Origin of the sequence: Thiospirillum jenense, assembly GCF_014145225.1 — a bacterium.
GTDB lineage: Bacteria > Pseudomonadota > Gammaproteobacteria > Chromatiales > Chromatiaceae > Thiospirillum > Thiospirillum jenense.
The window spans coordinates 44,774-71,505 of sequence record NZ_JABVCQ010000002.1 but is presented as its reverse complement, the minus strand read 5'-3'; the positions used below and the strand labels follow the sequence as shown (position 1 = coordinate 71,505).

The 26,732-nt window shown below is 45.0% G+C and carries 28 protein-coding genes; 8 read left to right on the top strand and 20 right to left on the bottom strand.

What is annotated here, in order from left to right; all coding sequences use genetic code 11:
• Positions 1-12: 12 nt before the first annotated feature.
• From HUK38_RS01075 to HUK38_RS00995, 18 genes are all read right to left on the bottom strand, one after another.
• Positions 13-411, bottom strand: coding sequence for a type II toxin-antitoxin system VapC family toxin (locus tag HUK38_RS01075; protein WP_182581929.1), 399 nt, complete (start codon positions 409-411; stop codon positions 13-15).
• Complete coding sequence (locus tag HUK38_RS01070; RefSeq protein WP_182581928.1) at positions 411-641, bottom strand: DUF2281 domain-containing protein; 231 nt, start codon at positions 639-641, stop codon at positions 411-413. The genes HUK38_RS01075 and HUK38_RS01070 overlap by 1 nt, the downstream gene beginning before the upstream one ends.
• An 81-nt stretch (positions 642-722) precedes the next feature.
• Positions 723-911 carry a DUF2283 domain-containing protein gene (locus tag HUK38_RS01065; protein ID WP_182581927.1) on the bottom strand — a complete coding sequence of 63 codons (189 nt, stop codon included), beginning with the start codon at positions 909-911 and terminating at the stop codon, positions 723-725.
• Complete coding sequence (locus HUK38_RS01060; RefSeq protein WP_182581926.1) at positions 911-1,075, bottom strand: hypothetical protein; 165 nt, start codon at positions 1,073-1,075, stop codon at positions 911-913. Before HUK38_RS01060 ends, HUK38_RS01065 begins: the two co-directional genes overlap by 1 nt.
• A gap of 176 nt (positions 1,076-1,251) precedes the next feature.
• Positions 1,252-1,494 carry a DUF2442 domain-containing protein gene (locus tag HUK38_RS01055; protein WP_182581925.1) on the bottom strand — a complete coding sequence of 81 codons (243 nt, stop codon included), beginning with the start codon at positions 1,492-1,494 and terminating at the stop codon, positions 1,252-1,254.
• Between the two features lie 10 nt (positions 1,495-1,504).
• Complete coding sequence (locus tag HUK38_RS01050) at positions 1,505-1,702, bottom strand: DUF2283 domain-containing protein (protein ID WP_182581924.1); 198 nt, start codon at positions 1,700-1,702, stop codon at positions 1,505-1,507.
• Positions 1,699-1,974 (bottom strand): DUF4258 domain-containing protein, encoded by a 276-nt coding sequence (locus HUK38_RS01045; protein WP_182581923.1) that lies wholly within the window; start codon positions 1,972-1,974, stop codon positions 1,699-1,701. Before HUK38_RS01045 ends, HUK38_RS01050 begins: the two co-directional genes overlap by 4 nt.
• The gene (locus HUK38_RS01040) at positions 1,958-2,569 is read right to left on the bottom strand and encodes a DUF4276 family protein (RefSeq protein WP_182581922.1); all 612 of its coding nucleotides are present in this window, start codon (positions 2,567-2,569) and stop codon (positions 1,958-1,960) included. Before HUK38_RS01040 ends, HUK38_RS01045 begins: the two co-directional genes overlap by 17 nt.
• Positions 2,570-3,742 carry an AAA family ATPase gene (locus HUK38_RS01035; protein ID WP_182581921.1) on the bottom strand — a complete coding sequence of 391 codons (1,173 nt, stop codon included), beginning with the start codon at positions 3,740-3,742 and terminating at the stop codon, positions 2,570-2,572.
• Complete coding sequence (locus tag HUK38_RS01030; RefSeq protein ID WP_182581920.1) at positions 3,732-3,989, bottom strand: DUF2283 domain-containing protein; 258 nt, start codon at positions 3,987-3,989, stop codon at positions 3,732-3,734. The genes HUK38_RS01035 and HUK38_RS01030 overlap by 11 nt, the downstream gene beginning before the upstream one ends.
• Before the next feature lie 17 nt (positions 3,990-4,006).
• Positions 4,007-4,231: a type II toxin-antitoxin system MqsA family antitoxin gene (locus HUK38_RS01025; protein WP_182581919.1), complete on the bottom strand. Its 225-nt coding sequence runs from the start codon at positions 4,229-4,231 to the stop codon at positions 4,007-4,009.
• Positions 4,231-4,413, bottom strand: a complete 183-nt coding sequence (locus HUK38_RS15570) for a hypothetical protein (protein ID WP_420825159.1) — start codon at positions 4,411-4,413, stop codon at positions 4,231-4,233. The genes HUK38_RS01025 and HUK38_RS15570 overlap by 1 nt, the downstream gene beginning before the upstream one ends.
• A 98-nt stretch (positions 4,414-4,511) precedes the next feature.
• Positions 4,512-4,757 carry a DUF2442 domain-containing protein gene (locus HUK38_RS01020; protein ID WP_238787347.1) on the bottom strand — a complete coding sequence of 82 codons (246 nt, stop codon included), beginning with the start codon at positions 4,755-4,757 and terminating at the stop codon, positions 4,512-4,514.
• 225 nt (positions 4,758-4,982) lie between these two features.
• Entirely contained in the window at positions 4,983-8,276 is a 3,294-nt protein-coding gene (locus HUK38_RS01015; RefSeq protein ID WP_182581917.1) for an Lcl domain-containing protein, read from the bottom strand.
• Between the two features lie 371 nt (positions 8,277-8,647).
• Positions 8,648-10,375: a DUF1566 domain-containing protein gene (locus HUK38_RS01010; protein WP_182581916.1), complete on the bottom strand. Its 1,728-nt coding sequence runs from the start codon at positions 10,373-10,375 to the stop codon at positions 8,648-8,650.
• A 365-nt stretch (positions 10,376-10,740) separates the two neighbouring features.
• Positions 10,741-12,891, bottom strand: coding sequence for an InlB B-repeat-containing protein (locus HUK38_RS01005; protein ID WP_182581915.1), 2,151 nt, complete (start codon positions 12,889-12,891; stop codon positions 10,741-10,743).
• Positions 12,892-13,051: 160 nt separating this feature from the next.
• Positions 13,052-14,551 carry an InlB B-repeat-containing protein gene (locus HUK38_RS01000; RefSeq protein ID WP_182581914.1) on the bottom strand — a complete coding sequence of 500 codons (1,500 nt, stop codon included), beginning with the start codon at positions 14,549-14,551 and terminating at the stop codon, positions 13,052-13,054.
• Between the two features lie 553 nt (positions 14,552-15,104).
• Complete coding sequence (locus HUK38_RS00995) at positions 15,105-15,272, bottom strand: hypothetical protein (protein WP_182581913.1); 168 nt, start codon at positions 15,270-15,272, stop codon at positions 15,105-15,107.
• Between the two features lie 167 nt (positions 15,273-15,439).
• Between HUK38_RS00995 and HUK38_RS00990 the strand changes: the two genes are divergently transcribed.
• Complete coding sequence (locus tag HUK38_RS00990; RefSeq protein ID WP_182581912.1) at positions 15,440-15,631, top strand: hypothetical protein; 192 nt, start codon at positions 15,440-15,442, stop codon at positions 15,629-15,631.
• Between the two features lie 186 nt (positions 15,632-15,817).
• Here the strand turns inward: HUK38_RS00990 and HUK38_RS00985 are convergent, their stop codons facing one another.
• Positions 15,818-16,978 carry an ABC transporter permease gene (locus HUK38_RS00985; RefSeq protein WP_182581911.1) on the bottom strand — a complete coding sequence of 387 codons (1,161 nt, stop codon included), beginning with the start codon at positions 16,976-16,978 and terminating at the stop codon, positions 15,818-15,820.
• Positions 16,979-17,058: 80 nt separating this feature from the next.
• Positions 17,059-18,450, bottom strand: coding sequence for an amino acid permease (locus HUK38_RS00980; RefSeq protein ID WP_182581910.1), 1,392 nt, complete (start codon positions 18,448-18,450; stop codon positions 17,059-17,061).
• 178 nt (positions 18,451-18,628) lie between these two features.
• On the opposite strand from HUK38_RS00980, the gene HUK38_RS00975 reads away from it, so the two are divergent.
• The 7 genes from HUK38_RS00975 to HUK38_RS00945 all read left to right on the top strand — a co-directional run bounded on the left by HUK38_RS00975 (position 18,629) and on the right by HUK38_RS00945 (position 26,686).
• Positions 18,629-20,893, top strand: coding sequence for a PhnD/SsuA/transferrin family substrate-binding protein (locus HUK38_RS00975; protein ID WP_182581909.1), 2,265 nt, complete (start codon positions 18,629-18,631; stop codon positions 20,891-20,893).
• Positions 20,894-21,487: a response regulator transcription factor gene (locus HUK38_RS00970; protein ID WP_182581908.1), complete on the top strand. Its 594-nt coding sequence runs from the start codon at positions 20,894-20,896 to the stop codon at positions 21,485-21,487. It abuts the gene before it with no gap.
• 252 nt (positions 21,488-21,739) lie between these two features.
• Positions 21,740-22,207, top strand: a complete 468-nt coding sequence (locus HUK38_RS00965; RefSeq protein WP_182581907.1) for a c-type cytochrome — start codon at positions 21,740-21,742, stop codon at positions 22,205-22,207.
• A gap of 131 nt (positions 22,208-22,338) precedes the next feature.
• Positions 22,339-23,532 carry a M48 family metalloprotease gene (locus HUK38_RS00960; RefSeq protein WP_182581906.1) on the top strand — a complete coding sequence of 398 codons (1,194 nt, stop codon included), beginning with the start codon at positions 22,339-22,341 and terminating at the stop codon, positions 23,530-23,532.
• Positions 23,533-23,595: 63 nt separating this feature from the next.
• On the top strand, positions 23,596-24,180 hold the full coding sequence (locus HUK38_RS00955; protein WP_182581905.1) for a class I SAM-dependent methyltransferase: 585 nt from the start codon (positions 23,596-23,598) through the stop codon (positions 24,178-24,180).
• A gap of 173 nt (positions 24,181-24,353) precedes the next feature.
• Positions 24,354-25,286, top strand: coding sequence for a dynamin family protein (locus HUK38_RS00950; protein WP_182581904.1), 933 nt, complete (start codon positions 24,354-24,356; stop codon positions 25,284-25,286).
• Positions 25,256-26,686, top strand: a complete 1,431-nt coding sequence (locus HUK38_RS00945; protein WP_182581903.1) for a hypothetical protein — start codon at positions 25,256-25,258, stop codon at positions 26,684-26,686. Before HUK38_RS00950 ends, HUK38_RS00945 begins: the two co-directional genes overlap by 31 nt.
• The last annotated feature ends 46 nt before the right edge of the window (positions 26,687-26,732 follow it).

Here is a 26,732-nt window from a genome sequence, read left to right as displayed (position 1 = left end):
GCACAGGCGATTTTAATTGAGCCAATCTTCTACCAATAAACCGGGGACACGACAAAACTCACTCGTATTATGTGTGACCACGACTAATTGATTTGCCCGTGCAATTGCGGCAATTTGCAAATCATACGGACCAATCGGCGTACCTTGCCGCGTCAGAACGGCCCGAATTTCGCCATAATGCAATGCGGCGTCACTGGTGAATGGCAAACTCGGCAGCCACGTTAATAGCGTCAGCAGACGTTGGCGATTCTTTTCCTGCTGAATGCTTTTATTTACACCAAACCATAACTCCGCCTCCACTGGTGCGCAGATTCTCAATTGCGCTGTGCCGACACGTTGTATCTGTGCGGTAACAGCAGCATGATTTTTTAATAAAGCAATGACGGTATTTGTATCAAGTAGATAAATCATTAATCAAACGTATCCCGTGCCGCATCAATTCCCAAATCAGCATCCGTAATGTCATCTGGGAAATCATCACTCAAACCGCCCGCAATCGCCTGTAAAAAGGCATCGGTGTAATCAGAACTCGGCGGCGGTGAATAGCGTTGTTCTAATGTCTGAATAAATGCCAACACCTCATAGGCGGCCGTTTCTGGTAAGCGGCGGCTATGTTCATAAATGGTTTCGGCGAGTGTCATGTTTAATAACTCCACTGTTTCATTTGTTGATCGTTCCCACGCTCCAGCGTGGGAACGATCAAAATGTTTGACGGCGTATCGTCAAGCCACCTCATCTAATACCGGTAACGCATTACGCTGACTCACAGACAGCACCTCAATCCCAATTAAACGTCCATTAACATCATAATCCGCCAAAATACCCGCTTCAATTTCTGTCGTGGTCGCCACTTCACCGGCAAAAATCTCAAAATAAGCAGCATCAGCAATTGGATCAAATTCAAGTTTCATTACGCCTGTACCTCATCATCAAAATAAGCAGTGACAATGGCAACTGGTGTCAGTGTCTCATTATAAATCACCCGCAATATACGACCGTGACGCTCCGGCACTGGATACAACACATGCACGAGGCTGGCATCTTCAGCATCGCTTTCAATCCGAACATGCTGCAATAAGGCGTGTTGAATCCATTCAATTTTAATTTGCGTCTAAGACATCGTTTTTTAGCATGGTCAGTTAAAAAGAAATTCATAGAACAGCACATCGTGAATGATTAGTAGTTGTGGGTTTCAAATACGAAAATAAATGCCAGATTAGCGGGCGCGTTTAACTGCGTATGGTTAACGATTCATGCCGCATCCTGTATTTGCGCTAACCCAACATAACGCGCCAATGTTTCCGGTGCAATATCCACTTGACCATTTAAAAATGTTAAACAACTCCACGCCATGTCAACCTGCGCGGTAGTTAATTCATGTTCATTAACATACTCACCAATCAAGTCGCGTAAATCACTTTCAATCACCTGCCTATCGGCAAATGTCAGAATAAACCGATAAGCACTTAATTGTTGAGCGTGGGTGAGTTTCATTACGCGCTACTCAAGCCGCCGCCTGTACGCGCTCAATCTCAAATGGATAAAACCCACATTGCCGCGCCTCCAAAATAGTCAATTCACCAAGACCTTCAACCGTATAGCCAACGTTGATATTCCAATTGACAGATTCATCACGCACAATCGGTAACGTTGAAAACTCAATCAATAAAATATCATCGGCTTCGTGATAGGTAATTTTCATACTAGATTACTCCGTTTAGTCCAGTTGACCATAATGGTTTTAATAACAATTGCTTGCCCAATCACGATTGCAGCACACACGTTATTATCTGATCGTGCAGGGAAATAGTAAAATATCCAACCATGTTGTTTATCTTTTTCAAAATAATCACCATTTTCGATTAATGTTATTATTTCAGCGACAGTTACATGACGCTTGTACATCGCTTCTATGGCGTGATCTGTCAACCACACTGATTTAGCAAAACGTACACTCTTAAAACTCTGTGGCATTATTTAATAAAACCGCTGATTGATAATCCATTTCCTGAGCGATGCGCTGAATTCCGGCAATAAAGACTAAAAAACTTTTGGAACAGTTATGAGTGATACTGAGATGTTGAGACAATAAACGTGCGCCCGCGATCTTTTGAAATTCCGGCACCAGTTGCGTTAATGCTTTAGATGGCTTTAATAATTTATCGGGCTGCGCGTATTTTTTAACTACCGCCGTTCTTAATAACGACCGATTATCATACGCAGTTGCCAGCGCAGTTAAATCGCCCAGATACCAAGATTCTAATTCTTGACAAACGAGTCTGATTAACACATCAGACCGGCCGCAATTAAAACATAACGTGACAAGTCGCGCTTTTAATTGCACACAATCGCCACCATCATTATCACGCACCACCACAAAACGCACATTTGGTTCGCGCCATGCTTTGAGTTTTCGCGGAATGCTTTTTTCTAAATCCGCTTTGCCATTGTGTTTTATACAAAAAAATTGTTCACCCGCAACCCAACCCGGAAACAGGCGCGGTAATAATTGATCTAATAATTCCTTCATAGATGGCTCTTCCAAGAGAAAGATCAACCGCCCGTGCATTTATTTCAATTCCCCAAACAAGCCCTGCATCCATAACGCACCCGGCACATCACCTGCTTGAATAAGATCATTAAACAGTGCTGAATCGGATGCGCGGATCACTTGCGTAAAGCCGGCCACTTTTTTGAGAAAATAAATCTCGTTTAATTTAACAACGTTCAAAAAATCAGGCGAATGGGTTGAAATGAATACCTGACCACCGCGCCGTGCATACTCACGGAATTCTTCCGCCAATTCTGGCAGTAACTCTGGAAACAGTTGATTTTCTGGTTCTTCAATTGCTAATAAAGGAAACGGTTTTGGATCATTCAGCAACACCAAATAAGCAAACATTTTAATTGTGCCATCTGAAACAAAACGCGCAATAAATGGGTCTTGAAATGCGCCATCCTGAAACCGTAAAATTAATCGGCCATCTTCTGTTGGTTTTGCTTCTATTTTCGTTACGCCGGGGACCCGCCGGGCCATCGTTTCAATAATTTTATTAAACACTTCTTGATGAGAAAAAAACAGATAGTATGCCACTTGCGCAACATTATCGCCCTGAGTTGATAAATGTTCAGCATAACCAACATCATTGCTTTGCCGTGCATCGTTAATATGAAAATCAGAAATATGCCAGTTTTCAATCAAGCTGCGAAACTCGGCCACCGTTTGAAACTCTTTGAATTGTCCCAAACCTTTAATCGCTAAAATATCGGGGGCATCTAATACATATTGTTGACGTTCTGCTTTAGCGTCAACATCGCCATACCTGTTTTCATTAATGATCGCGTAACCTGTGCCATTGGAAAAATCAACAAAGTGCCACGGCTTACCACGTTGACCCCGACGATATTTCAATATTTCCCGCGCCACGATCGGCATTCCCTTTGAATTCTTATTAATAGTCAGTTCATAGGTGGCTAACCGCCCGCCAGATTCACGAAATTTGAGCGTAATTTTAATTGGCCCTGTCGTACCACGACTGACTAATTCATTAAAACCACCGCGTTTTAATACTGCCCGGCTGACATTCTGTGTCAACGCATCTTTTAAAAAAGAAAACACATCAAAAAGTGTTGATTTACCGGTGCCGTTTGCCCCAACTAAAGTAATCAAACGTGGGAGATGATCCAATTTGGTGTTTTTGAATACGCGGAAATTTTCGATGGCAATGGATTCAATTTGCATCACTGAATATCCAACTATCAACTGATTGCTTATGACCGGTTTGGCGATTATTCACCAGCAATTGTCCAGCATCTTGCTGGAACAGTTGTTCATTCGCGTTCAATAATTCAATGCCATACAGCCGCCCGTCGGGCATTAAATCAATGTTTAATTCTTCGCTGAGATGCACCGTTTGCAAATCCGCCGCTGGATGATCCAGAAAACGTAAATAAGCAATGTTGTATTGCGGGTCATATTCAATGCGCATGAATCAATCCTCTAAAATCACGCGGCAAACCGCAAAATCTCAACTTCAGCATGACGTGCGACTGCCGCCGCCGCCTGTTCATACAATTGCATTGCAATTGCGCTATTCAAATAGTATTCCCCGCAATTATCACACACGTCAGCCGGTACACCTTTAATAACAACGAGCGTGTCATCACGATTCAAAGAAACCGTCACCACACCAGGGCGCGTTTCGCCGTGTTTGCAAAGCGTACAGTTCATTAAAGCCTCCTAGTTTTGAAATCATCCTGCCACAAATTAGGATTAGGAATATACACAGTCACCACAATACACTGCATTGTGATTGGGGCTTGTGCAATCACCAAATGCAGTAGTGTTTGACCAATCCATGCCAATAACAATGTTGTTGGAAAAGGCGTGTCATCAGGGTACGTTTTAATCACTTCGCCAGTGATAAACCACGCTCAAAGGCATGACGCGAAAATTGAACACTGCTGCAATTCATTTTATGATGCCCGCTATGCGTAATTGATTAGATTATTCATGTTGTATATTTTGCCTGTGACAACCCAACATAACGCGCCAATGTTTCCGGTGCAATATCCACTTGACCATTTAAAAATGTTAAACAACTCCACGCCATGTCAACCTGCGCGGTAGTTAATTCATGTTCGTTAACATACTCACCAATCAAGTCGCGTAAATCACTTTCAATCACCTGCCCATCGGCAAATGTCAGAATAAACCGATAGTCATTAAAACTCTCAGACTTTTGTAGATAAAACATAAATAAAACAATATCAATCAAGATGATTTTGTTTAAAGTACTCCAGAATATGTCGAAATAAGTTTATTATCAAACCAAATAAAAATTGGTACTTGCTCAGTATAGTAATGCGCTCGTTTTTAATTAAAACAGTTCTAATAAAAAAACCGGCACGAGGCCGGTTGAATATACGCTGAATATCGGCAGTGCGCATCGTCCATGATGCGCAATGGCGTTGTTAATTAATCAATCATGCAGCGGCGCTAATAAATTAGGGATATTCGCAATCGCCGCATCGCGGGTCGTTTCATCCTGCGTGACATTCGCTAAAACATTACTGCCGGCGGCAATGAGGTATTGCTGATTCATGGCATCTAATGCGCCATATACAATGCCGTGTTCACTTTGATAATCCGCAAAGGCTAATGCCACTTCAGTGCGATATTTGAAGCGCAACATATCCGATTGTGCATCGGCTGACGTATTGCCCCAACCGCCGTTAATCACGGTAATAATCATCGCATTGCGTGGCGTACCACGTTCGCTTAATTCGGTTAACCAATAATTGCGGCCGTCCACATCAGCACCGCGGCCAAAGATGTTGCGGTAAATCTCATCAATGAACTCGCTATTGCTGAGGGTGGTGGGATATTTAGCTTGTACCAAGTCCACATTAAAGAACGCTTGGGCGACGGTATCAATTGTCCAGGGTTGACCTTCGCTATCAAGTTGACCGGATTCGATGTTATTCACCCAATAATTCAAACCCTCCGCGTCCATTGCATAACCCATTGTCGCCATATACAATTCAGCCACTTGCCAGCGCGTGGTATTACTGCGATCAATTGCGCCAAATGATGCGATGATTGATGAACTATTTTCACCACTGGCAATTAACTCAGCAATGGTGACAGTGCAAATCGGCGTGTCGCCCTGATCGGCACAAACGCCGCCCCAACTGGTGAATTGTGCATTCTCTTCTGCGGTGGCAGTGAAAATAACAACTTGATCGGCGGTGTAATTCGTCACGCAGGTGCCGGTTAATTCGGCATCATTATCAGCGCGACCGCAATCAATTCCACTTCCACTCGGTTGGCTAGTGATATTTCCAGCACCAACAATAATGGCTTGCAATTCATGTTGATTAACTGATGCCGCCTCTTCAAATACCGCAATCGCCGTTTGCGTTTGATTTAAGGTGAATTGACATTCCGCCGTTGTTTCACCGCCGCACGCGCCGCCGCGTTGCCATTCTTTGAATTGCCAACCCGTTTCAGGTTGCGCGGTTAATGTCATTGCGGTGCCGGCCGTAAAGCCACCAAAACACAATGCCGTATCGCAATTAACGCCGCTCGGATTGCTAATAACCTGCCCTTCGCCTAATACCGACACAATCAATTGTGTCATTGAGGTTGGATAGCGGAACGTGGCGGTGACGTTTTGCGCTTCATTCATCGTGACGGTGCAAGTTAATCCGTTTTCATTCGGGCATCCATCCCACCGACTGAATACGGCGCCGCCAGTTAATGGCATGGCAGTTAATACCACTTGCGCACCACTATTAAATGTTTTGCTGCACACGCTGCCGCAGGCGATGCCACTTGGATTGCTATTAACTGCGCCGGGTCCATAAGCATTGACAGTTAAAGTTTGCTGTGTGCTATTGGATTGTAATTCAAAATTGGCGGTGACGGTTTTGGCCGCATTCATTGTGACCGTGCAGGTTGTTAATATGCCAGAGCAGGCGCCTGTCCAATTAACAAACCGCGAGTCGCTATTCGCAACGGCGGTGAGTGTGACTTGCGTACCACTGGTGTAATTCTCTGTGCAATCGGTGCCGCAATTAATATCAACCGTGCTGCTGGCCACAGTGCCATTACCAAACTTATTCACGGTTAATAAATAAGTCGGCGCGGTGGTTTGGAAATTAGCGGTGACGCTTTTAATTGCATCCATTGTCACCGTGCAGGTTGTTAGATTACCCGAGCAGGCGCCGCCCCAACCGGTGAATTGATTAGCGCCAGTTGCTGCGGCAGTTAATATGACTTGCGTGCCGCTATTATAAGTTTCATTACAATCGCCCGGGCAGTTAATTCCCGTGCCGCTCACGGTGCCCGTGCCAGCGACGGTGACGGAGAGCGCGTACGTTTGCGGTGCGGCCTCGCTGAACTCGGCTGTCACGGCGCGAGCTTGATCCATGCTGACGGCGCAGGTGGGTTCGTTGCCAGTGCAAGCGCCCGTCCAGCCAATGAAGGTGGCGGTGCCGGTGGGCGTGGCGATTAAGATAACTTGTTGATTAATCAGGTAATCTTCGGCACAGTCGCCGCCGCAGGTGATGCCCGCTGGGTTGCTGGCGACGCTGCCGGCGCCGGTGACGGTGACGTTGAGTGACGAGGTAATGTCGCGCACGAGGCGGATGTATCCGTCGTCACTTCGATTGTATTGCCCCGTGGTTCCATCAGCGAAGTTTGCATATGTACCATAGTACGAATAGCTATTACCGGGGGAGATTGACCAGAACCATGAACTTGGCGTATTGGGAAAATAACGAGTGTCAATTGCGGGGTTGGAACGACCATAATCTACCAGAGTTCGCAGTTCTTTGATATTTGGCAGTCGCCAATCAGCGTAACCGGCCAAACGAGAGTTTTCAGCAACAGATAACGAATAACTCCAGGGTACTTTTATCGCATTTCCCGAGCAATTCGTGTCTCTCTGACCTTCGGCACATTTAGCCCACATCAACCCTGTATTGGTCTGCGTAACCGTGCCATTGCCATTATCACTAAAGGAGTTAAAAAACGCTCCGCCACGCACAAGCCGAATAGGGCATTCAAAACTCCGGTAAATACTCTTAGTAACTCCATAATGAAAACCTACGACCCATGCAGCGTTTGAATCGTCAAGATCGGGATAACCAGACCAAAACCAACTCGTTTGAGTATTTGGAAAGTAGTTAATATCAACGGCAGGATTACTACGCCCATGATGCGTAATTTCTAACAGTTCTTTTACGGTGGGCATACGCCAATCATTAAAGCCACACAAACTCGTGCTATTTATACCCATCACATAATCGGCAGTAAGACTAAAAATATAAGTTTTATTTTGATCGCGTAAGCCACCATCATCTGTTTTTACTTCCCACATTAACCCTGTCACGTTATCGCGGGTACACGCCCAATCAGCCGCCCCACTACCCAATTGCGCATCAGCAGACAAAACTGCACCGGTATTGCTGATTTTGGTGAAATCAAAACCCGCTTCACCACCGCCAATTTTTATTAAAGTGCCAGTCTGTGCCTGCGCATCCCGCCCATATTCTGCATCTTGACGCGGAAATCCGTCCACGGGGCAGGGCAGCCAATTTTCAGTTTCATTCGAGCAAGTGGTAATGCCGGTATCGTTGAGAGCTGCAAAAGACGGCACCGCCGCAATAGCGGTAAAAAAAACCATTACAAATATCAATATAAAAACAAAAATTAGATACCGCGCCACTTGGCGAATGACGGGCAGTTGCAACCAAGCTGTCAGTTTCATTGGTAATTACCTTAATAAAATTAAACAACACCCGTGTTGTTTATCTGAAACACCCGCGCACGGCGGGATAAACAGTATAAAAAACACTCGGATAGAGTTTAGCTGGGAATTTGGAAAACTGCCAAATTTTTTATTACCAAAAACGATTGACAAAACGCAATTGTTGAGTGATTTACAATGGAATTAAGCGGCGGGCGAACACTGTTAAAATAATGGGCTAGGTGTTGCAGCCGAGCAATTGTTAATAATTGATCGTTGTGATAATTCGGCTCGTGGCGGTGGTTTGTTTTTAATGCTTGTAAACGCAACAGACCGGTATTAACCCGGTCTGCAAATAACAGTTAATCCAAACGGTTAACTGTTAATAAGAACTATCGTGTAAAGAAAGCTGTCGCAGTCTGATTTGCATTCATGGTGACGGTACAGGTATTAGTTCTCACACCCGCACAAGCACCATACCATTTTAAGAATGCTTTACCAGCCATTGGTGTTGCAGTTAAAACGACCGTTTGATTATTGGTGTAGTTGTCGCTGCAATCGGGGCCGCAGTTAATACCAGCAACACCAGTACTTGACACAGTGCCACTACCAAAATTATTCACGGTTAATGAATAAGTCGGGGCGGCGGCTTGGAAATTAGCGGTGACGTTTTTAATTGCGTCCATTGTCACGGTACAGCTTGGCAGATTACCTGAGCAGTCGCCACTCCAGTTAGTGAAGGTAGTCGTGCCAGTGGTTTCTGCGCCCAACATGACTGGCGTTCCGCTGGCGTAGCTTTCGCCACAATCGCCCGGGCAAGCAATTCCCGTGCCGCTGACTTTGCCGCCGTTGCCGTTCACGCTGACGGAGAGCGCGTAGTTGGACGGGCTGCTGCCTGAAATGTCGCGCACGAGGCGAACGTGATTACTGTAGTTTCGCACATGATCAATAGCATAACCGTCGTTGAATTTCACAACTCTCGCTAAATGTGAATAAAAATTTATATCAGGAACGGAAGAACCTGACCAAAAATATGAACTTGGCGTATTTGGAAAATAAGCAACCTCAATTGCCGGATCAGTACGAGTATAATCCACTAAAGATTGTAGTTCTTTAAAGTTAGGTAATCGCCAATTACTATAGCCCGCCAGTCGCGAGTTATTGGCAATGCTTAGTGCTTCACTCCACGTCATTAGTGTCGCTTCACCGGTACAATCACTACTCATTTGCCCTTCACTACACTTAGCCCACATTAACTCTGTGTTCACTTGCGTCACAGTGCCATCATCATTGGCAGCAAAGGAATTTAAAAAGTCAAGTTGTGTTCCGCGCACGAGTCGGATATGATAACGACCATCATTTCGATTCCCACCATCGCTTGCTTCTCCAAGCAGAAAAGTTACAATCCATGCGTATTCCGAGCTGTTAGCAAGCGGAACTCCAGTCCAGAACCAATTACTTGATGTATTTGGAAAATAACCAAGATCAATTGATGAATTAGTGCGACCATGATGCGCAATACTCATTAATTCTTTTACGGTTGGCATCCGCCAATCATGAAAACCACATAGCCCGGCCGCATTGATATCAGCAACGTATTTTTCGGTATCGCACCGCCCAGTTGTTTTACAAGTGCCTCCGCTGACCGTCCCCGAATTACTATCCGTCACATGAGAATCATACCAGCTATAGGTATGATCTTTATCCCGCAACCCACCATCATCTGTTTTCACTTCCCACATTAAATCAGTCACATTATCGCGCACACACGAATGCGGATTAGCGCCACTGCTGGGCATCGTCGTCTGACCATTCGCATCTAATGCCGTGAAATCAAAACCCGCGTCACCGCCACCCGTTTTTATTAAAGTACCAGCGCGTGCCTGCGCATCGCGTCCGTATTCAGCGTCTTGACGTGGAAAACCCGTTACCGGACACGGCAAACCATTTTGTACAGCATCCGAACAGGTTGTAATACCAGTATCATTCAGCGCCGCAAACGCCCGCAGCGTAACGCCACTGGCAAATAACCCAATCATCACCATCAATAAAAACGCAACAACTGGCTGCCGCGCCATTTGGCGAATGACGGGCGGTTGCAATAAATAAGCAGATCGCATTGGTACTTTCCTCGATAAAAATAAACCACAGGTGCGTTGTCTGCGCGACACAGCCACACACCACCGAGCAACGGTATTAAAACCGTAGTTAAAGTATAGCTTAGGATTGAAAACTTGCTTGAATTTTTATTTGCGCTTCATTGACAAAACGCAATGCAACTTAAATTGCTTGTCAAATTACGCGGCGGGCGAACACTGTTAAAATAATGGGTTAGGTGTTGCAGCCGAGCAATTGTTAATAATTGATCGTTGTGATAATTCGGCTCGTGGCGGTGGTTTGTTTTTAATGCTTGTAAACGCAACAGACCGGTATTAACCCGGTCTGCAAATAACAGTTAATCCAAACGGTTAACTGTTAATAAGAACTATCGTGTAAAGAAAGCTGTCGCAGTCTGATTTGCATTCATGGTGACGGTACAGGTATTAGTTCTCACACCCGCACAAGCACCATACCATTTTAAGAATGCTTTACCAGCCATTGGTGTTGCAGTTAAAACGACCTGTTGATTATTGGTGTAGTTGTCGCTGCAATCGGGGCCGCAGTTAATACCAGCAACACCAGTACTTGACACAGTGCCATTACCAAACTTATTCACGGTTAATGAATAAGTCGGCGCGGCAGCTTGGAAATTAGCGGTGACGTTTTTAATTGCATCCATTGTCACCGTGCAGGTTGTTAGATTACCTGAGCAGTCGCCACTCCAGTTAGTGAAGGTAGTCGTGCCTGTGGTTTCTGCGCCCAACATGACTGGCGTTCCGCTGGCGTAGCTTTCGCCACAATCGCCCGGGCAAGCAATTCCCGTGCCGCTGACTTTGCCGCCGTTGCCGTTCACGCTGACGGACAGGGCGTAAGTTTGCGGGGCGGCGGTGCTGAACTCGGCTGTTACGGAGCGCGGTTGATCCATGCTGACAGTGCAGGTGGGTTGATTGCCAGTGCAGGCGCCGCTCCATTTAATAAACGTGGCACCCGCCGCTGGTGTTGCCGTCAGTTCAATGGATTTGCTGGCGTCATAATTTTCGGCGCAGTCGCCGCCGCAGTTAATACCCTCCAAGTTACTGGTGACGGTGCCGCTACCCACTGGTTCAATTGAGACGTTTAATTGATTTTTCACCACTCCACCAGCGCCTTCTTCAAACGCGCCGATGTCCACGGCCGCACCGGTAATACGCGCAAAACCCTCGCCACGTTGGTCAGTTGTTAATTCAGCCGGCACGATGGTATTTTCGCCAGCGTCAATGGCAGGACTGCCGGGCATTAAAGCGTGGGTTTGCGTTAATCCGCCGTTGTCCATTAACGGGCCGAGAACGGTGCTGGGATCACCGGCGAGGGTTATATCGGTCGCTGGATCGAGATAAGTGAGATCGGTCACTCCCGCGTTGCCATTGCTGCCGAATAGATTATTACCTAATGAGGTCAATTCGCCACTGACTTCTGATGCAGTCGGTGCAAAATTACCAATACTGATCGTGTTGCCGATTTTTAATGTGCCCAAATACCGAGATACACTGCCGCCCTGACCCGCCGCATAATTACCAGTGAATGTACTATTGAGAATCGTCACATCACTATAGAGCCAAATGGCACCACCGTCGCGGCCAGCATTATTTTCTGAAAAAGTGCTATTCTGCACTGTCATGACTGATTCAGAATCGCCAGCGTCAATCGCACCACCGACGCCTTCGGCATAGTTTTTAACAAAAAGACTGTTCGTCACCGTTAATGCGCCACCATTGCCAACGCCACCGCCGTTGTATGAACTTTTATTCGTGGTAAAAGTATCTCCATGTAATGCTAGTTGACCAAAATTGGTAATAGCACCCCCACCATCACGCCCATGATTATTCGTCAACGTCGTATTGGTGACAGTCAGTTGCGCCCCAGTGTCGTTGTATATTGCACCGCCAACACCAGCATCATTACCGGAAAAAGTGCTATTGTTAATGGTGGCAGTACGACTATTAAAAAAGGCACCACCAGAACCTCCAGTCGAATTATCTGCAAAATTAACCTCAGTCATATTTAACACAGCCTCGTTGTAGACTGCGCCACCATTATTACCCCACCACCCTCCTTCTGCTTTGTTATTCGTAAAATTGAGTTGATTCAAGGTTAAATTGCCTTGATTGCGAATTGCACCGCCACTATCCGCACTACCGTCCTTAAGCGTTAAACCTGCAATAGTGGTGTTCATCGTTTTCACTAAAAAAATACGCGAACTCTGATTACCACTAATTGTCAATACCGCCGCACCGGGGCCGTTAATTGTCAATTTATCAGTGATTTGCATTTCACCAGTCGTCAGCGTAATGGTGCCGGTCACACCCGGATCAAATGCAATCGTATCGGCGACACCGAGCGTGGCATTGGCATCGGCAATTGCCTGCCGCAGCGAGCCGGCACCACTGTCTCTCAAGTTGATGACAGTGTAGGTCGCGGCGTGCGCAACACCGGAAAAGAGCGCTACTGGCACTGTCAGTGCGGCGCACCAGATGGCGAAAGGAGATTGCTTAAACATTGCATATCCTCGAAATGAGCGTCAGGATGTATGAAACATTGCCCCACAATGTGATGTTGAAATCAACATGCAAATGTAAAAAAACCGGCATGGGGCCGGTCAATTATAGTCCAAATCTTGCCGCTGCATATCTGATCGTAACGCAATCAACAGGTCACCCTTATCTAGTAAAAAAGACTGTGGCAGTTTGGTTCGCGTTCATATTCAAAGTACAGGTATTGGTTCTATTCCCAAGACAAGCGCCCTGCCATTTTAATAGCATTCCACCAGCAGCGGGTACGGCAGTCAAGGTCACGGATTGATTATTAGTATAGGTTTCAGTGCAGTCGGTGCCGCAGTTAATACCAGCAACACCAGTACTTGACACAGTGCCACTACCAAAATTATTCACGGTTAATGAATAAGTCGGGGCGGCGGCTTGGAAATTAGCGGTGACGTTTTTAATTGCGTCCATTGTCACCGTGCAGGTTGTTAGATTACCTGAGCAGTCGCCACTCCAGTTAGTGAAGGTAGTCGTGCCAGTGGTTTCTGCGCCCAACATGACTGGCGTTCCGCTGGCGTAGCTTTCGCCACAATCGCCCGGGCAAGCAATTCCCGTGCCGCTGACTTTGCCGCCGTTGCCGTTCACGCTGACGGACAGGGCGTACGTTTGCGGTGCGGCGCTAAAGGTGGCGTCCACACTCTTGGCGGCGTCCATGGTAACAATACAAGTACCCGTGCCAGAACAACCGCCGCCGCTCCAGCCAGTAAAACGCCAGCCATTCTCGGCTAAAGCGGTGAGTGTGACTTGCGTGTTATTTGCGTATCGTTCATTGCAATCGCTGCCGCAATTAACGCCATATGGGCTGCTGGTAATTGTGCCGGCATTACTATCAGGGTTTTTAGATACAGACAGCAAATTCCTTTGATCGAGCAAAACATTAGTAGAAAAATTGTTCGTTTTTAATCCAACACCGCCTTCCCAAATTTCAAAGCCCGCTTCTATTGCCACTAGATAATCATCAGAATTACAATAACCGCGTTGCTGACAATCTACTAAAGCATCAGTTAAATTAATATCGACTGTGCCAGTAGTGGGTTCTTGCCGACGATATGCCACATAATGTTGCCAATTACTCCATGGTGCCGCATGATATACATCATAATTAACTGGTTGCCATACGTCATTTATTTTTTCGCGTAGTATTATTGTGCCAACCAGTTCGCCACCGGGGCGTATATCGCCGCGTGAATACATCCAAATCATCAATTCTGTTCCAGTAGGTGCGCCGCTGGTATTGTTAGTTGGGTTAATCCACAAATCATAAGCCGCATTCCAAATGCCAGCTGCTGAAGTATTAGAAATAGTCCACTGACTGGTGACTTCTGCAAGTTCGTTTAAATGAGAACTTGTCCAGCCATCGGTACAAGGTCGCCCCCAAGGATGACAGCCTCTCACAATAGATGGATAGGAAGCGGGAATAGGATTTTCACTATGAAATGTATGATTAGTGGATAAAACTTCATAAGTCGGTGTACGCATAACATCTAATAAAACAGTTTGCGTTCCAGCGTAAGGGCCATTGACGTTATTGCGCACATAATAAAAGGCGTTTTGCTCATTCTTAACTAAAATCTCTGCATTGGCTTCTGAATAAGCACTTGGAGTTTGAAATTGCATCTCACCAACCCGCGGAGCATAGTTTGTACTGACTGATGTGTATTCTATTTTGATTTTGTCGTAAAACTGCGTATTAACTGATACCTCCTCCCATCCCGGTAAAGCCGCAGATGCTGACGTAGCCCCAACCAATTCACTCCAAGTATTTTGACCATTTACCATACCTAAAACTTTATAGGTCGTAATATGATTGATACCATTACCTTGCGCATAACTGTAGAATCTTACCTTAGATACTAAAGTTGGCTGGCTAAATTCTATTCCCATAAAATTGGGGGCTTCATTCAATTCGGTGCTATTGACAGGCACTGTGGTCGGTGATTCACCGTATAATGGTGATAATTGATACCCCCAGTTAGGGGTGCCTATTAGTGTTCCAAGCGGCTCTGACCATTGAAATTCTGAATAATTGGAAAGCGTCTCATCTGCGTTGCTCTGTGAGAAAAAAAGCCCCCAACTCATAATCAAAATTAGTAAGGTATGTTTGTTAAATGGCTGTTTTTGAAAACGCGCTTTCATCGTAGATTTCCTCAAGTAGTTTAATAAAACTCGGTCAATATTCATGATGACAGCTAATTAACACTGACAAAAAAATAGCAAACCGCCGGAGTCGCCGCCACCGCGCCAATAAACCGAGCGTCACAATCAACAAAAGCGAAAAGAGCGGCTGCCGCGCCATTTGGCGAATGACGGGCGGTTGCAACCAAGCTGTCAGTTTCATTGGTAATTCCCCTGATAAAATTAAACAACACCCGTATTGTTTATCTGAAACACCCGCGCACGGCGGGATAAACAGTATAAAAAACACTCGGATAGAGTTTAGCTGGGAATTTGGAAAACTGCCAAATTTTTTATTGCCAAAAACGATTGACAAAATGCAATTGTTGAGTGATTTACAATGGAATTAAGCGGCGGGCGAACACTGTTAAAGTGACGACTGAAGTGCGGCGCGGGCGGGATTGGCAATATGCGCACCTGCTAATACAGGTGGCGCTGTCCGGCAATCCAATTGCTCATTCGTGGGGCCGTTTCAATACGCAGCACGAGCGCATCCGGCACCGCACCAAAGCGCCGTTGTAATAGGCGTAATAATGATTATTTTTTGTCTTATCTTCTAAGCGTCCTTGGTTTAGTCGTTCCCACGCTGGAGCGTAGGAGTGCACTCTTCCTTGACAAGCCAATTAGTTAAAATTTGAACCGTGTAACTCCTGTTAACTATTAAAAATAAGTAATAAAAACTCGGCACAGACTATCAAAAAATATCGCCTAACGCTGAAACACCATTGCAGGATCAATGGTCATGGCTTTACGAATTGAGACAACGGCCGCCAACAAACACATCGTTAATGTTAATAAAAAAAGCGCCGCCGCTAATTTGGGTGACACCAACACTAATACTGCACTTTTTAAACTGGCTTGTGCCAATAACATCGCCACTGAAATACCGACCGCATGACCAATTACAGCGCTAATTAAAGCCTGTCCAAAAATAATGCGGTAAATAAACCCACGCGGCGCGCCCATCGCCCGCAATGTGCCAAATTCAGTTAAATGATCAACGGTTGTCGCATATAAAACCTGTGCGACAATGACAACCCCAACAATCACTCCAAGCATGGCAGACAATAATACCGACGCTCCCGCACCGGTAGTGAACATCCAATAATGATGAGTCATGTCTGCCAGCCCTTGAGCAGTATAAACATCGGCACGCGGTAATAAAATGCGGAGTGCAGCGCAGACCGATTCCGTGTCAGCACCAGGGAGTAAAGTAACTAAAATGTAATTCCATTGATGCGGTGCAAAGTCAATAATACTTTGCGCTGTGCGAGCTGAAGTGAATACCCAGGGGAAGGTCGTAAATGAACGAATACCCTGCGTAAAACCCACCACCCGCGCCCGATGTTGATTGATTTCGACTTCTTGCCCAACTTCATTAACACCAAGTTTATCGGTAAATAAACGATCAATCATTACGCTATCGGCTTGGCGCAATGATTCCAATTCGCCGGCGACCAGATTCCATGGGCGCGCCAAGCCATAATTCAGATCAAAACCAAGAATTTGCACACTTTCTTCACCACCTAATGGTTTTTTCCAGGGTGCAAATTGAATAATTAACCCTTCAGCATGAGCAACGCCACTAACTGAACGTGCGAAATATAACTCGCGGTCTTGAATGGGCGGCGCTACTTCAAAATTGCGCGTACCCTTTGCCACAATCCAAATATCAGCGTGGGTGTGTTGAATAACACTGGTGGTGCTTTCAGTAAAACCGAAAAATAACCCCAATTCCATTGCAATAAGAATCACCGCAAAAATAATTCCAATCATGGTGACAAAAAAACGCGAGCGGTCATGGGCAAGATTACGCCAAGCGAGTAAGCCGGCCATTCCTAAACCAAATGCTGTTGTGTATTGTGACATGGTTTTGAGTTATTCACCGCTCGCAATAATTCGTCAGATTGTAGGCAATAAATACATTAGGTAATCATGCTACTTGCAAATCATTCAGATACAGTTGCCAAGCTGCTATGATAACGCGAATACGCAAAATAAATGACTAACCCTAATGCTAACCAAATACCAAAGCGCAGCCAGGTGATTGCAGATAAATTCACCATTAAGAATAAACAGGATAACGCGCCGAGTAGTGGGACAATAGGTGCGCCGGGGCTAAGGAATGGACGCGGCAAATCAGGGTGGCTACGCCGCATCATCACAACGCCAATGCAAACTAAAAAGAAGGCGGCGAGGGTGCCGATATTGACTAATTCAGCGACGTCACTAATTGGCGTGAATCCAGCAATTGCCGCCATTAAAACGCCGCTGACCATAATGACGCGAATGGGGGTGCGGGTTTTTGAATGCACCCGGGCAAATACCGGCGGCAATAATCCGTCGCGGGACATGGCTAAAAAGACGCGGGTTAATCCGTAATATAAAACCAACATGACAGTGGTTAAACCGGCAATGGCACCAGTCGCAACTAATCCCGCCGCCCATGGATAACCGAGGCGTAACATAACATCAGCGACGGGTGAACCGACATTTAATGTTGGATAAGCGACCACTAAGGTTAATAACCCAGCGACAATGATATAAATGAGAGTGCAAATACCCAGCGATAATAGAATGCCAATGGGCAAATCACGTTGTGGATTGCGGGCCTCTTCAGCGGCAGTGGAAACCGCATCAAATCCAATGTATGCAAAGAAAATAACTGCCGCGCCACCCATTACGCCTTCCCACCCAAATGGCATGAATGGAGTCCAATTCGCAGGTTCAATATGAGAGAGCGCAACGCCAATAAATAAGGTGATCGCTAATAATTTGACGACAACCATAATGGTATTGACTCGCACACTTTCACGCACACCTAAACTTAATAAAAATGCTAAAATTAACACAATTAACGCGGCGGGTAAGTTAATCCAACCACCTTGCACAGGTGTTTTAGTTAAAAGTTCCGGTAATGCCAAACCCATTGCAGATAACGCATTATTGACATAACTTGACCAGCCAATGGCGACAGCCGCAGTTGCTACACCATATTCGAGAATTAAATCCCAGCCAATAATCCACGCAACTAATTCACCTAAACCTGCATAGCTATAGCCATAAGCGCTGCCACAGCCACCGACTGCCGCCGCCAATTCTGCATAGGCTAACGCACTGAACGTACAGGCAATTCCCGCAACTGCATACGATAAAATAATTGACGGTCCGGCTTGCGTGGCGGCGGCAACACCTGTTAAAACGAAAATACCAGCGCCAATGATTGCACCTATCCCTAATAAAGTTAGATCAATTGGCCCTAGCACCCGACGTAATTCACCTTGATGATGAACATGATCGGCATTAATTGTTTTAGTACGCAATAAAGCGGCAAGTTGCATAAATGATTTCCTTTATTTTAAGCTGACTAAAAACGTTTGAACCTTGCAGAATTTAGCACATCCTTAACTGCCATGAGGGTAGACAATAGGCATGAATTTTGTCATAACCTCTGTGTAATAACGGTCGTTTTACATCACGAAACGACAATGCAACAAAGATCATCACCGGCTTTTTGTTATGCCATACAACCGCATTATTGGTGTCATGTTGCTATTAAGCGTCAGTCGCGTGGCGGAAATGCCCAGCGTTGCCCTTGCTGCAGTGCCCCTACCCGTGACGATTGGCGTGTTAACGCACCGCAACACTGCCGCCACACTTGCCCGCTGGCAACCGACGGCAGACTATCTTAGTACAACTTTACCACAGTATTATTTTTGCATCATGCCGCTGAGTTTCAACGCCGTTGAAGCGACAGTCACCAGTGGCAACCTTGACCTGTTGCTAGTCAACCCCAGTCTGTACGTCATGTTGTCCACGCGCTACCGTGTCTCACGCATCGCCACGCTGCGTACCCGCCGTCAGCAATTTACCACAATTGCACATGACCAATTCGGCCGTGAACCGGGTTTGAGCCGGTTTGCCAGCGTCATTTTCACCCGCGCTGTTGCGGATACCCCACAGAATTTAGCCGAGCTACGCGGGCGCAAAATTTCAGCCGTTGCGGCATTATCCCTGGGCGGTTTTCAAATTGCACAGGCAGTGTTGCAACAACACGACATTGAACTAAAAAACGACACTCACATCACTTTTACCGGCAGTCACGACGCCGTTGTCACCGCTGTTTTAAGTGGTCAAGCCGACGTCGGCATCGTACGCACTGGTATTTTGGAACGCTTTGCTGCCGACAAACTGCTTGATTTACAACACATTCGCATCCTCGGGCAGCAATTTCATAGCAATTTTCCACTCCTACACAGCAGCCCGCTCTACCCCGAATGGCCCTTTAGTATTTTGACCAATACCGACGCCACATTAGCGCAACAGGTCGCTATTGCACTATTAAAAATGCCACCCGATAGCGCCGCCGCAATTGCCAGTGATAACGCCGGCTGGACGGTGCCATTGGATTATCAACCGGTTCAAGAATTATTACAGACGCTACAGTTACCACCGTATCAACCGTCATCAAATTCTCTTGCCAACATCATTATCCAGCATTGGTTATCGGTATTGATTGCAACTATGATTTTAATTATCATGGCCACTCTCACTGGCTGGGTATTTCGATTAAATTATCAATTAAATCGCGCAAAAATACAACTAGAACAGCGTCAGCAGTTTATTCTTGATGCCGTGGCAGAAGGCATATTCGGAGTTGATTTAACTGGCCGTATTACTTTTGCCAATCGCGCAATTGAAAAACTCACTAATTGGAGTGCCGTAGATTTAATAGGTGCCGAAGAACATGCGCTATTACACCATACTCAAACGAATGGTGAACCCTTTCGCATAGAATACTGCCCAATTTGTGCCACCCTGCGCGATCATAAAGCGCGGTTTATTGAAGAAGACATTTTCTGGTGCAGTGACGGCTGCTGGGTCTCAATTGAATATAGCGCCGCGCCTTTGCGTGATGATCGCGCTCAAGTAATTGGTGCGGTCATTGTGGTGCGCGACATCACTCATCGCCGCGCACTCGCTGAACGATTACGTCAATTAGAAATCGAACACTCCCACATCACCCGCTTAACCACACTTGGCGAAATGGTCTCCAGCATCGGACATGAAATTAACCAACCATTAACCGCAATTGCAACCAATGCCCGCGCCTGTCTGCGTTTAATTAATACCAACCAAGCCGACATCACCATTTGTCAAGACGTATTAACCCGCATTGCTGAACAATCCGAACGCGCCGCCGAAGTTATTCGTCAAATGCGGCGCTTAGGATGCAAACAAGAAACCCAAGCCGCCCCAATCGCGGTCGCGGCGCTATTCGACACGGTACGCGTCTTATTAGGTCAGGATGCACGACGGGCGGATGTCACATTACAATTTGATGTGACTCCCATTACCACAATGGTATTGGCACAAGAAATTCAAATTGCACAAGTTTTGCTCAATCTCACTCGCAATGCGTTAGAAGCGATGAATGAAACGCCAAATAAACGCCGCGTCATCTTATTGCGGGCTGCTATCCGTTCCGAACAACCGGATCAAATAGAATTGCGCGTCGCGGACACGGGTCCAGGATTAGCTCGGGGTGTTGCACAACATTTATTTGAACCCTTTGTTACTACCAAACCGAATGGACTAGGACTCGGGCTATCTATTAGTTCGCGGATTATTGAAGCACATGGCAGTAGTCTGCAAGTTGAAACTACGCCAGGCATTGGCACAACTTTTTCATTTACCCTTCCACGAGTATTCAATACAACCATCCCGCTTGTGTCATCAACTGCAATTGACACCAACGATAGCGGCGCAAAGGAACGCCTATAAATGAACCCAATTGTCTTTATTATTGATGACGATCGTGACGTCCGTTCGGCGCTGGCTTTATTAATGACTTCCGCCGGCTTTGCGTATGAAACCTTTGATTCCGCTTGGAGTTTTTTATCACGATTTGATATACAACAATCTGGCGTATTAGTGCTAGATATACGCATGCGCGACATGACCGGATTGGAATTACAAGAACGATTAGCACAGGAAACCTATCATCCGCCAATCATTATGATTACAGGGCATGGTGAAGTGCCGGTGGCCGTGCGTGCTGTTAAAGCCGGTGCAATAGATTTTTTAGAAAAACCCTTTAATGACGAAGTCTTACTCAATGCAATACGCCGCGGTTTTGCATTAGATGCTGAATACCGTTATCAAACATCACGCCAAATCACCGTACAGCAACGACTACAGCGTTTAACCCCCCGCGAACGTGAAGTGCTTGATTTAATTATTGCGGGCAAACGCAATAAAGTGATTGCCGCTGATTTAGGAATCAGTCAATCAACCGTTGAAGCGCATCGTGCAAAAGTAATGGATAAATTAGAAGCCCGCTCGGTGTCGGAACTGATGCGTATGATGTTGGCGTAAATAAAACTCAAAATCAATGCAATTGCTTTTACATAGCAGGTGGTGATGCTCAAAAACGCATTAACTTATTTATTAGTTAGGCGTGACGCAATTTAACAACTCATGCGTCTAAATTAACATATGCTTGTGTGAAATGCACTCATGCTAAAAACGCTAAAACCTGCTATCATATTCTCGCGTTGATGACACCGCTTGTTGCAGTCAACGCGAATGAAATGAACCGTTTTTTACACTCACATTAAGGTATGACCTATGAATAAAATGATACAGTTCACCATTGCTGGTTTATTGGGTTTAGGCATCGTTACTGCTGCTGTTGCAGCGGATATAACACGCCCAGAAGAGCAAATTTTAACCCGTCAAGCAGGGTATAAGTTCATGGCGTGGAACATGGGCAAAATTAAAGCAAACCTGGCTGGAGACTATAATCAACAGCAAGTGAAAGCAGCCGCTAATACAATTGCGGCCATTGCAAATTCGGGTATGGGTGCGCTTTACGGCCCCGGCACAGATAAAAATATCGGCACAGTAGAAACACGCGCCAAAGCAGACATCTTCACTGATAAAGAAAAGGTGATTGAATTGGCGCGTCAATTCGTGACAGCGGCTAATCAACTCGCGGAAATTGCTACCAATGGTGACAAAGATGCAGTGAAACAAGCCTTTGGTCAAGTCGGGCAAAGTTGTAAATCATGTCATGATAAATTCCGCGCTGATTAATATTAGTTAGCGATTTCATATGGTGCTGTTAGCGTGTTTATTATGACATAATCGTTAACAGCTGCTCAAACAATGCGAATGCGCTGTACAGCTTTAATACCGCGCATTCGGCATTTAACCGCCTTAATCTTATGAACAATCAACTTGTTTATCCGCGTGAACCACTGCTAAGTGCCAGCACATTAATTTTAGGTTTATTAGTATGGTTGATACTTATCATTGGCACTTTCGGCGGCGCGTTAATTATTATTTTGTTAGGATTTTTATCCTACTTGTTCACCCAGTCCGCCTTAATTGCTCGAATAAAAGGCAATGGTGTTGAATTATCCGCAGCACAATTTCCCGACCTCTACGCGCAATTTGTTGCCTGTTGTCAACGCTTGAACATTAAAAATCCGCCACACGCATATCTTCTGAGTGGCAATGGTGTATTTAATGCGTTTGCAACCCGCTTTTTAGGGCGCAATTATGTCGTATTATTATCTGATATCGTTGATGCAATGAATAATCATCCCGACGGGGTACGCTTTTATATTGGTCACGAATTGGGACATATTCGGATGGGGCATTTAACTGGTCATTTATTACGCTGGCCAGTATTGTGGCTGCCATTATTAGGTGCGGCGTATGCACGAGCATGTGAAAACACCTGCGATCGGCATGGACTGGCGTGTAGTGATTCACCTACCAATGCCGCGCAAGCAATTGCCTGTTTAGCAGCTGGCGGACAACGTTGGCAACAATTAAATCTCACCGCTTATTATCAACAAGCACAAATCAGTTCGGGGTTTTGGTCATCATTCCACGAATTGATTGCCGGTTATCCCTGGATAACTAAACGTATTGCGCATGTGATGGATCGTGAGGCAAAACTATTGCCGCGCCATAAATTGGCTTATCTATTAGCAGCATTTGTTCCCTATACTGGACGATTGGGCGCAGGGTTTGGTGTGTTAATTCTTATCTATATTGTTGGGATACTTGCTGCCATTGCGATTCCGGCTTATCAGGATTATCAAACTCGTATTAAAATTGCGACGGCCTATCAAGAAACGACTGAAATACGCACGACAATAGCGCAACACTATTTAAGTTATCATCAGATTCCCGATTCACTGGACAGTTTGGGAATAAAAATACATTTAACTAATGGGGCGCAATTGTTGTTAGATGCAAACACGATGATGCTCACGCTGCGATTAGAACATGGTGAGTTGTATCTAATACCTGAAGAAACAGCCGATGGGCAAATTAATTGGCGCTGTAGTGGTAGTGCGGATTTAAAACCCGCTGTATTGCCGCCACCTTGCCGAAGTCAGCATTAATTGCCCTGAACTATTATCCAACCATTTAGTCAATTCACGCATTTTTTAATACTGTTTATTTATATGCCACGCATTAACACCGAAGCTTTTTATCAACGCGCTATAGAAAAATATGGCATTACGGCGGAGGGTGTGCATTGGAATTCGACCCAATCGCAAGAACACCGCTTTTCTATTTTACGCGCATTACTACCGCCTGATTTAACAGACGTGACCTTAGTGGATGTCGGCTGTGGATTTGGTGATCTCTATTTATTTCTCGCCCGCCAACAGGCATTACCTAAGCAATATGTTGGTATTGATGTCATACCAACTATGGTTGAGCAGGCGCGTATTCGTACTGGCTGTGAAATTTTACAGTGCGATGTGTTAGCAGATAATCTGCCCATAGCCGATTATTATCTGTGCAGCGGTGCGATGAATACATTAACTCGTCAGGAAACCTTTTGTTTTATTGAACGTTGTTTTCATGCTTGTCAACGCGGATTTGTGTTTAATTTGCTCGATGGAATTGATTGTTCGGATGTGTTTAATTATTCTAATCCCAATACCATCGTGACCTTTGCTCAGGAACAATTGGGCAGTCAAGCGGTGATTAAACAGGGTTATTTGCGGGATGACTTTAGTGTTTTTTTACCGCGTTTATAACATGCACGATGGCGACGATTGTTGTATCATTTTGCTAGATGATGGTTGATTGTTCCCGCGCTCCAGTGTTGGAAGGCTGCTTCACTTGAAAAAATAGCCAGTTAAGTAACTTATGAAATTTTATTGCAACTAAAATTTCTACAATTCATCACTTAAACCATAGAAATTTAATTATGGATTGGAAAACAGCTTCTATTCATTACGCCAAACGTCTTGAGGACGCACTCACTATTCGCCGATATGCCAGCCAATTAGCGCAGTTGTCGCAAGTGCGAACACTTGATGGAATAAACGACATTAGTCGTGTACTTAACGATGAAGGTAAACAGGCTGAACGGCAAAAGAAACGTCTCGATAAAGGCGAGTTTCGTATTGCAGTTGTGGGATTAGAAAAAGCGGGCAAAAGTACTTTTGTTAATGCTTGGCTTGGTTGTGATTTGCTGCCGACAAAATCGCAACGCTGCACCTTTACAACGACGCAGATTTATTCAGTGCCAGATGATTCAAATCAACGATTAGAAGTTGATCCAAAAACCTATCAGGCATTCGAGCGCTTATGTCGTGAATTAGAAGCGACCAAAAATGGTACTGATAGAAGTCAAGCTGAAAAAGCGGAAGCGGATTTACAAACAATTCGTAAAAATGACCATACACTCAAAAAAGTTTTAGAAGAACCGCCATTGCGTGAATCCTTCATTAACTTAGAAGACATTAAAAACGATCTGCGTAAATATGTTGCCGACGCATGTTATGCCCATGCTATTCAAGAGGCGCGGTTATTCACCTCACGCCTGGCAGAAGCTGAAGGAATTGTATTTTATGATGTGCCTGGATTAGATTCAGGTTTAGCCAAACATATTGAAGAATCGCGTGAAATGTTAACGGATTGCGATGCAGTCATATTAATTCAACGTTATCCAAGTCTGCGTGGACATGAAAAAGATTTAATCAAATTTGCTCGTGAAGGCGATAAACATATTGGCCTAGAAGAAAAACTGTTTGTCTTTTTTGCGCGCATGGATAGTTTTGCCTCGCACGAAGCATTCAAAAAAGATTATGAAGCTGTCGTACATGAATGGCAACAAGAGAAGAACGCATTATCGTAGGATCGGCGGGAGCGCATCTAGTTTTACATGCTGCGGCTGATGCAGAAACAATTGAGTATGTTGGTTCGATGAGTAAAGTTATCAATGATCTGAATCGTGTACTCAATGTGCAATATGATTCAGAGACACTCAAAAATTTAACCGGCATTGCCGAAATTAAACAACGAATTAATACCTATCTTAATACAGAACGAGTCGTAATTCTTGAACGGCGCTGTGACGCTCTCATTGATAATATTTATCGTCAATCTAGTGAGTTATATCGCCAAGTGAGAGCGCTTTATCCTGAAAATCCCGAAGCGGCAAGAGAAAAAATCGAAAGGAACCGGCGATTAGAATTTCGATTGTGGTTTAATAAAAAGAAAGAACAAATTCGGGCTGCTATGCATGAGCATTTCGAGCAAGTGCGGCATGATTTAAAGGCTAATACACTACAAACGTTTCAAGGGCGTTATAACCAAATTGTACGCGAAAAAATTGAATTACTGCCAAATCGTCAGGCAGAACAACGCAATGTATTATTTGGTGCTTGCTCAAATCCCGTATTTGATTCAAAAAAAGCTAATTATGATTGGCGGGAGCATTTATATACCGATGTCCGAAAAATGATTGATATCATTGCACAAGAACTTGCTTTAGAACTAACACATGAAGCACACACTTTAGTGGGATTTATGACGCAGCAATTATGGGATAGTGACTTTGTTGAACAGCGAATTATTGGCGATTTCAAAGCATTTGAAACTCGATTGCAATCCAGTCTTAAAGCATTATTTTTACGTTTCGTACGTCCGATTGCTGAGGGACTCATTCGCGGACCACTTGACACTGAATTGCGTCGAGACCTGATTGCTGCATTAGAGCGTGACATTGACATGATTGATATCTATTTCCCTGAAAAAGGCGATGATATTTATCGCTCGTTTAAGCGTTATTTGCGCTATGGCGTAGGACTGCTTACTGACGAGACAATCATTAAAAAAGAACTAAATAATAAGCAACCATCTGCAGCGTTACTTACAGCGTTGCAAAAAGTGGCTGAGTTGCAAAAAGTGGCTGAACAACCGATAGGCAGCACAAAAGACGTTGAACGCAAACGCACTGTTATTTGTGAAGTTGAATCGGATATTTTTGCACTTGAATACTATTTGTTAAACTCTCTTTTTGCAGCTTCTGGTTTCGAGGCATTTTACCTGCAAGAATTAGAAAATTTGCGTGATGATTTCTATAAAATGGAAGAAACCGATATTTGGGATCACATTGCCGATGAGGAATTTAAAAAGGGTAATCCGCTGTTGTTGAAAGAATTACCATCTCACATCCGCCCACAAGAATTGCAAACCGTCGTCAGTGACTATTTACGCCAACTTGGTGTGGTTTTGCATAATCATCCTTTGTAATAGAGAATATAATAAACGCGAATTACTGTGGGTTTTAGGTATGACA

Bases quoted from the DNA above. Each gene is read 5' to 3' on its own strand.
- HUK38_RS01065 (WP_182581927.1), bottom strand. From the start codon at position 911: ATGAAACTTGAATTTGATCCAATTGCTGATGCTGCTTATTTTGAGATT.
- HUK38_RS01050 (WP_182581924.1), bottom strand. From the start codon at position 1,702: ATGAAAATTACCTATCACGAAGCCGATGATATTTTATTGATTGAGTTT.
- HUK38_RS00945 (WP_182581903.1), top strand. From the start codon at position 25,256: ATGGCAACAAGAGAAGAACGCATTATCGTAGGATCGGCGGGAGCGCAT.
- HUK38_RS00985 (WP_182581911.1), bottom strand. From the start codon at position 16,978: ATGTCACAATACACAACAGCATTTGGTTTAGGAATGGCCGGCTTACTC.
- HUK38_RS01040 (WP_182581922.1), bottom strand. From the start codon at position 2,569: ATGCACGGGCGGTTGATCTTTCTCTTGGAAGAGCCATCTATGAAGGAA.
- HUK38_RS01030 (WP_182581920.1), bottom strand. From the start codon at position 3,989: ATGCGCATTGAATATGACCCGCAATACAACATTGCTTATTTACGTTTT.
- HUK38_RS00995 (WP_182581913.1), bottom strand. From the start codon at position 15,272: ATGAAACTGACAGCTTGGTTGCAACCGCCCGTCATTCGCCAAATGGCG.
- HUK38_RS01045 (WP_182581923.1), bottom strand. From the start codon at position 1,974: ATGCCACAGAGTTTTAAGAGTGTACGTTTTGCTAAATCAGTGTGGTTG.
- HUK38_RS00965 (WP_182581907.1), top strand. From the start codon at position 21,740: ATGAATAAAATGATACAGTTCACCATTGCTGGTTTATTGGGTTTAGGC.
- HUK38_RS00955 (WP_182581905.1), top strand. From the start codon at position 23,596: ATGCCACGCATTAACACCGAAGCTTTTTATCAACGCGCTATAGAAAAA.
- HUK38_RS01010 (WP_182581916.1), bottom strand. From the start codon at position 10,375: ATGCGATCTGCTTATTTATTGCAACCGCCCGTCATTCGCCAAATGGCG.
- HUK38_RS00980 (WP_182581910.1), bottom strand. From the start codon at position 18,450: ATGCAACTTGCCGCTTTATTGCGTACTAAAACAATTAATGCCGATCAT.
- HUK38_RS00970 (WP_182581908.1), top strand. From the start codon at position 20,894: ATGAACCCAATTGTCTTTATTATTGATGACGATCGTGACGTCCGTTCG.
- HUK38_RS00950 (WP_182581904.1), top strand. From the start codon at position 24,354: ATGGATTGGAAAACAGCTTCTATTCATTACGCCAAACGTCTTGAGGAC.
- HUK38_RS00960 (WP_182581906.1), top strand. From the start codon at position 22,339: ATGAACAATCAACTTGTTTATCCGCGTGAACCACTGCTAAGTGCCAGC.
- HUK38_RS01020 (WP_238787347.1), bottom strand. From the start codon at position 4,757: ATGTTTTATCTACAAAAGTCTGAGAGTTTTAATGACTATCGGTTTATT.
- HUK38_RS01025 (WP_182581919.1), bottom strand. From the start codon at position 4,231: ATGAACTGTACGCTTTGCAAACACGGCGAAACGCGCCCTGGTGTGGTG.
- HUK38_RS01075 (WP_182581929.1), bottom strand. From the start codon at position 411: ATGATTTATCTACTTGATACAAATACCGTCATTGCTTTATTAAAAAAT.
- HUK38_RS01005 (WP_182581915.1), bottom strand. From the start codon at position 12,891: ATGTTTAAGCAATCTCCTTTCGCCATCTGGTGCGCCGCACTGACAGTG.
- HUK38_RS01015 (WP_182581917.1), bottom strand. From the start codon at position 8,276: ATGAAACTGACAGCTTGGTTGCAACTGCCCGTCATTCGCCAAGTGGCG.
- HUK38_RS01035 (WP_182581921.1), bottom strand. From the start codon at position 3,742: ATGCAAATTGAATCCATTGCCATCGAAAATTTCCGCGTATTCAAAAAC.
- HUK38_RS01070 (WP_182581928.1), bottom strand. From the start codon at position 641: ATGACACTCGCCGAAACCATTTATGAACATAGCCGCCGCTTACCAGAA.
- HUK38_RS01055 (WP_182581925.1), bottom strand. From the start codon at position 1,494: ATGAAACTCACCCACGCTCAACAATTAAGTGCTTATCGGTTTATTCTG.
- HUK38_RS01000 (WP_182581914.1), bottom strand. From the start codon at position 14,551: ATGCAATTTCAAACTCCAAGTGCTTATTCAGAAGCCAATGCAGAGATT.
- HUK38_RS00975 (WP_182581909.1), top strand. From the start codon at position 18,629: ATGCCATACAACCGCATTATTGGTGTCATGTTGCTATTAAGCGTCAGT.